Annotated in this window: 6 protein-coding genes and 1 tRNA gene (1 of these 7 running past the window's edge); 5 read left to right on the top strand and 2 right to left on the bottom strand. The window is 54.6% G+C overall.

Annotation, left to right across the window (positions count from 1 at the left end; translation table 11 throughout):
* A protein-coding gene (gene thiO / locus QCD60_RS14815) for a glycine oxidase ThiO (RefSeq protein ID WP_279786582.1) crosses the window boundary here: on the bottom strand, positions 1-1,113 show its 5' portion. Its footprint begins 6 nt before the window's first position; the window shows 1,113 of its 1,119 coding nt (coding positions 1-1,113); its start codon is at positions 1,111-1,113; its stop codon lies off the left edge, out of view.
* A gap of 101 nt (positions 1,114-1,214) precedes the next feature.
* Between thiO and QCD60_RS14810 the strand changes: the two genes are divergently transcribed.
* Entirely contained in the window at positions 1,215-1,796 is a 582-nt protein-coding gene (locus tag QCD60_RS14810) for a GspH/FimT family pseudopilin (protein ID WP_279786580.1), read from the top strand.
* Here QCD60_RS14810 and QCD60_RS14805 read toward each other — a convergent pair.
* Positions 1,759-2,139, bottom strand: coding sequence for a VanZ family protein (locus QCD60_RS14805; RefSeq protein ID WP_279786577.1), 381 nt, complete (start codon positions 2,137-2,139; stop codon positions 1,759-1,761). The genes QCD60_RS14810 and QCD60_RS14805 overlap by 38 nt on opposite strands.
* 64 nt (positions 2,140-2,203) lie before the next feature.
* Here QCD60_RS14805 and QCD60_RS14800 point away from each other — a divergent pair.
* The 4 genes from QCD60_RS14800 to QCD60_RS14785 all read left to right on the top strand — a co-directional run bounded on the left by QCD60_RS14800 (position 2,204) and on the right by QCD60_RS14785 (position 5,966).
* Positions 2,204-2,278 (top strand) — tRNA-Gly (locus tag QCD60_RS14800).
* Positions 2,279-2,524: 246 nt separating this feature from the next.
* Positions 2,525-4,339, top strand: a complete 1,815-nt coding sequence (locus QCD60_RS14795; protein WP_279786575.1) for an autotransporter domain-containing protein — start codon at positions 2,525-2,527, stop codon at positions 4,337-4,339.
* Positions 4,340-4,453: 114 nt separating this feature from the next.
* Positions 4,454-5,074 (top strand): DsbA family protein, encoded by a 621-nt coding sequence (locus QCD60_RS14790; protein WP_110189444.1) that lies wholly within the window; start codon positions 4,454-4,456, stop codon positions 5,072-5,074.
* Positions 5,075-5,174: 100 nt separating this feature from the next.
* Positions 5,175-5,966, top strand: a complete 792-nt coding sequence (locus QCD60_RS14785) for a M48 family metallopeptidase (RefSeq protein WP_279786572.1) — start codon at positions 5,175-5,177, stop codon at positions 5,964-5,966.
* Positions 5,967-6,000 lie beyond the last annotated feature (34 nt).

Raw genomic sequence — 6,000 nt, 5'->3', positions numbered from 1 at the left:
CCAAGCGCCATCGACATGCATCTGTCTTACTGAGGGCTGATAGGGCAATGGGTCCACTATTGGTGTTCGCTCACAAAGAATATCTGCCAGCAATCGGCACGAAGCAGGCGCCAAAACCAGGCCATTGCGGAAATGACCTGCATTTATGTACAAACCTTTGACATTCTCAAGAGCGCCAATCCAGGGAATTCCTGCGGGTGAGCCGGGACGCAAGCCCGCCCAGTGATGTTCTGGCTCTAGCGTCTGTAGTGCTGGCAGCAGCTTATTCGCAAAATGACGCAAGGCGATCGCTGCATCTGCTGTAGTTTCTTTAATGAAGTCACTGTATTCCAGTGTTGAACCCACCAGGATACGCCCGTCCGCTCGTGGGATAAGGTATTTACCACCATTCAGCACGGTTCTGTTTAGCAGCCCTGGGTTGGCTTTAAATACCATCATCTGACCTCTGACAGGCTGGATAGGTACGTTAACACCTAACTCACTCAAAACGCGCTGACTCCAAGCCCCCGCACTGACCACTACTTTATAGGTATGTACCCATCCACGATCCGTCCGGCACCCCACAATACAGTCGTTCTGTATCTGAACCTCTTCGACCAGGGTATTTTCCAGCAGCGTGATATTCGGATGCTGAATAGCATACTGGCGTAAAGCCTGCCCCAGACGCGGGTTGCGTATACTCGCCACTTCCGGCATCCACAAGCCCCGCTCCACCTCTATATTGATAGCAGGCTCATAGCGCAGAATTTCATCGCGCAAGATCGTCTGCACCGGGCGATAGTGCCGCCGCGCCCAGGCAAGAGCATCTTCCTCGTCCTCCACGCCCAGCATCAGAAGTCCTTTCTGGCGCAACTCAGGATCAATGTCCGTCATCTCTCGCAACTCTTGCGCCAAGTGAACATAAGCACTTTGAGACCAGCTCGCGAGGGCAGTGACCGGGTCACTGTAGCGCCAGGGATAAAGTGGGGAGACAATACCGCCTCCTGCCCAGGAAGCTTCCCGGGCAGCCATTCCCCGCTCAAGCAGCACTACTCGCAAGCCCGCCTCTGCCAATTCCTTGGCGCTGAGCAAACCAATCACACCTGCACCAATCAGAGCGACATCCGCCTGCACCTTTGGGGTACCTCCTCAACCTGAACTGACACTGGTAATAAAGCCGTATCAGACTACAATCCGGCAAAGGACTAAATCACGGATGATTCAGGAGAACAAGCATGTTCTGTAAGCCTACAACCTCACAGGGATTTACCCTGACAGAGGCGATGGTAACATTGGCAATCTTTGCAACTATTGCCACCTTCGCAGCCCCTTCCTTCTCTGACTTGATGATCAAGTACCGTATCAATGCCCAGACGGATCAGCTATACAGCGCCCTCTACACTGCCAGAATTCACGCTGTAGACAGTCGTCATCAGACGGTACTGTGCCCCAGCACCGATGGTTTCAGCTGTAACACCAGCTGGGAGCATGACTGGATTCTGTTTGAGGATCGCAATGAAAATAAACAGCGAGATACCGATGAGCCGCTAATCAGCACGCTGTCAGGCTCTCATCCATCAATCTCCACAAGCTACCATGTTCGCCATGTAGCTTTCTCCCGTGCAGGCTCCACCAGCAACTTCGGCACATTTACCATATGCCCACCGGATCACAGTGCTGACAAAGCCAACGCTGTGATTCTCAGTATCAGCGGACGCCCCCGCTACGCGGTTGATAGCAATAACGATGGTATTAAGGAAAGCGGAAAAAACAGCAACATCAGTTGCGCTCAGGCTTCAGCAACCCAATCCAGTTAAGCAACACGACCAGCAGCAGTCCTATGCCGGCGCCAAGACTATTGGCCACCGCATCCAGCACATCCGGGGTGCGAGTGGTCAGGTTCTGCGCCAGCTCAATCAGTACACCGTAACAGGCAGCCGCAATAGCCCAGCGCCACGGGGCAATATTCCGCCAGCCCAACGAATACAGCAGAGTGATACTAGCGTAAGCAATAAAGTGCTCCTGCTTATCTGACAACGATGTCGCAGGCAGATCTTCTCCGGGCAGCAAGCTCAGCACGGTGACACTTACCCAGCACAGTAATGCAGCGGCCTGCCATGCGCTGACCGACAAGCCCGATTGCGGCATCTTGATTTCCATTCCAGTGATCCTTTAGATTGATGGGCGTTCAGTACGCCTGCGTACCGTTAGACTTATCTGCAAAGCGGGTATCGTATAGTGGTTATTACCCGAGCTTCCCAAGCTCGTGAGGCGGGTTCGATTCCCGCTACCCGCTCCACTTCTCTTGGCCTGTACAGTCTCTGCAACATATCAATTTAGTGAATGCGTCTGGTACCTCTTTGAACCTAGGCACAGCGCTCAGCCGCAATACGTCAAGATATGGCTATTTTTGTCAACCAAACTGCAGTTTATTGTCATTGCCACTACTGCCAGCATTGCTGACCATCAGTCCAGTCCAGGACGAAACTCTCCGCACTCTGGACGTCATTGCGCTTATCAACAATAACAACATCCAGAGGCTGCTATGCGTTTGTTTAAACTGTCGATGCTTTGCGCATCTCTGCTATCGGTGCCTGTGGCCGAAGCAGCAAACTACTCCAACACTATTTTCTTTGGCGACAGCCTGACCGACTCCGGCTACTACGATGCCATTATTCAGGCCATCAATCCCGATGCAGGAAAATTCACCAGCAACCCCGGCAATGTATGGAGCGAGGACTTTGCCAGCCGTTTCGGCTACAGCGCAACACCCTCCAACCAGGGTGGAACGAACTACGCAGCCGGTGGGGCACGTGTCAGCGGCACCCCCGGAGTGGGTTCCTATCCGGCGACCACTGCCCCTCCTGTTACCACCCAGATCACCACTTACCTGAGCAGTACAGGAGGAAAAGCAGATCCCAATGCGCTTTATACCGTGTGGGCAGGCGCCAATGATCTGTTTGTTGCGGCAACAATGGATCTGGCCAGTGCTACCAGTTATCTGCAGACGACTATCGCAGAACAGGTCACCGCGATTGCCACACTGAAAGCAGCAGGTGCCCGCTACATTATCGTTCCTACCATTCCCGATATAGGCAAGACGCCATTCGGTCTCAGCAGCGGCACCACGGCGTCAGCGCAGTTGTCATTGCTATCCAGCACCTACACCAGCACCCTGCTGTCAGGCCTTAAATCCGCAGGCATCGCGGTCATCCCGGTTGATGTCACCACGCTGGTCGCTGAAGTCACCGCCAATCCGGGCCTGTATGGTTTTACTAATGTCACCGATCCACTCTGCGGTAGCACGTCCTCGCTGATCTGCTCGGCGGGCGTCAACTACACCGCCGGTGATGAACTGAACTATCTCTATGCCGATAGCGTTCATCCCACTTCTGCAGCTCATCAGATCCTCAGTGATTACGCTTACAGTATTATCGTCGCTCCCGAGTTTGTCGCCGAAGTCGGTAAGCAGAGCATCGAACAAAACCGGCAGTGGCAACAGACGCTGCTGAGTCAGGCGCGTACAGCATCACTGGGCACCATCGGCAGCAGCCAGTGGTGGCTGAATGCCACTGGCGGACATAGCAACGATGAGGGGGAGTTTGCCGGAGATCAGTCGCCTTACAGCATCAGCACAGGCGTCGATAAACGGCTTGATGATCAGCGCACACTCGGTTTTGCCCTGCACTATGCCCTCGCCGACAGCGATCTTGCACAAGGTGATGCCCAGCGCGACACACTTGGCTTTGCCCTGTATGGCGGCTATCAACGTGGAAACTGGTATCTGAATGGACAAGTTGCGGTGAGTCACAGTGACTACGATCTGTCACGCAAAATTGATCTGGGCATTGCCAAACGGACCATGGACGCCAATACCAAAAGCATTTCCTTTATGGCGGGTGCCGAAACGGGGTATGACTTCCATTACGGTCGTCTGCATTATGGCCCTGTCGCCAGTCTGACCTTACAACGCATCAATCTCGACGGTTATCAGGAACACTCTGCGGACGGTGAAGCCGCCTCGCTCAAGTTTGATGAGCAGCAGTTTGACTCCGGTCTTGGCAGTGTTGGCTTGCAGTTCAACTGGCAGGGTGATCGCTGGCAACCCTATGCAAGAGTCAGCTGGTTCAAGGAGTTTGCTCAGGGCGATGATGATGTGACCGCCGCACTGGTGACCTTGCCTGCCTATAAATTCACTCTTCCCATCAGTGAGCGAGATGACAGCTTTGGTCAGGTCATGGCAGGCACTCAGGCCAGACTGGGTGACAAACTCAATCTGGACCTGCAGGCCAGCCGCCTTGTTTCCTACACCAACACCTCGGCCACTTCCATCAGTGCAACCCTGCGTTACGCTTTCTGAGCACCTGACAGCACATTGAAACAAACCCTGCTCACCGTTGCGGTGAGCAGCGGTCCCCTTCCCCGACAAAGCGCGTTAAACTGCCAGCTCTGTTCCATTTCAGGATGCACCGCCATGGCGCTGGCCCGTCTCTACTATATCCATGATCCGATGTGCAGCTGGTGCTGGGCATTTGCTCCTACCTGGGCGGCACTACGTGCAGCACTTCCCGAGGGAGTAAGCAGCGAGAGATTACTGGGAGGGCTGGCTCCCGACAGCACAACCCCTATGCCACCTCAACAGCGCCAGCAGATTCAGCAGACCTGGCGCCACATCGAACATAATCTGGGCACGCCTTTCAATCATGCCTTCTGGACCGAATGTACACCGGTCCGCAGTACCTATCCGGCCTGCCGTGCCGTGATTGCTGCACGCTTCTGGGACGCCGAAGACGCCATGATCCGTGCCATTCAGGAAGCCTATTACCTCAACGCGCAAAATCCTGCTGAGCCCTCCACCCTGGTCAGCTGCGCTCATGCCCTGGGCTTGCCGGTAGAGGCGTTTGCCGAACGACTATACAGTGAACAGACCGAAATCCGCTTGCAGGAAGAGATTCAGCGATGCGTGGAGTGGGGCGTGCGGGGTTTCCCCAGTTTGGTTCTGACCTTTCGTGACAAGCGCTATAACCTGACAGTGGACTATAATCATCCGCAACATATGGCTGACGAAATTTACACATTGCTAGGAATGCACTGACACATGGCAGCAAGCAGCGCTGCCGGATGAGTAACAGGCAGGTACAGCAGTGTTTCTCAGCTACAGGAACCACTGGATAGAAACGGAGTATCTATAGCCCATGTTACGTAGTGCTTTCACCCTCTGCCTGCTGGCCACTCTGGCAGGTTGCAGCACCTCTCCTTTAGGCCGGCAGCAGCTCAAACTGATGCCCGATGCCGAAGTTCAACAGATGGGACTGCAGTCCTTCAATCAGATGAAAAAGGACACTCCCATCAGCAATGACAAAAAGCAGAATACCTATGTCAGCTGCGTGGCACAGAAAGTCGTCGCCGAGATTCCCTCCCAATATGGCAAGCAGGCCTGGGAAATCGTCGTATTCAAATCAGACGATGCCAACGCCTTTGCCCTGCCCGGCGGCAAGATAGGCGTCTACACGGGTCTGCTGAAGGTAGCCAAGAATCAGGACCAGCTGGCCGCCGTCATCGGACACGAGGTCGGCCACGTCCTGGCTGGTCACTCCAACGAGCGCCTTTCCACCCAGTACGTCACACAGGCCGGACTGTCGATTGCCAGTGCCGCTGCGGGCACTAACCAGAACAGCCAGCAGATGCTGCAACTACTGGGCGTCGGTGCCCAGTACGGAGTCATTCTGCCGTTCAGTCGCACACAGGAAAGTGAAGCGGATCTGATTGGCCTGGATCTCATGGCCAGTGCCGGTTTCAACCCGGAGCAGAGCATCAATCTGTGGCAGAACATGAGTAAAGAAGGCGGTGCGACACCACCGGAGCTGCTGTCGACTCACCCAGCGCCTGCACACCGTATTGATAACCTGCGAGCACGCCTTGGAGTGGCCACACCGCTCTATCAACAGGCCCGTGCTCAGGGCAAACAACCCAACTGTAAAATCTAAATCCAGTAGCGCTGTTGACGGACTGAACAGCGCT

Source organism: Pokkaliibacter sp. MBI-7, from assembly GCF_029846635.1.
Classification (GTDB): domain Bacteria; phylum Pseudomonadota; class Gammaproteobacteria; order Pseudomonadales; family Balneatricaceae; genus Pokkaliibacter.
This window is presented reverse-complemented; position numbering and strand designations above follow the sequence as displayed.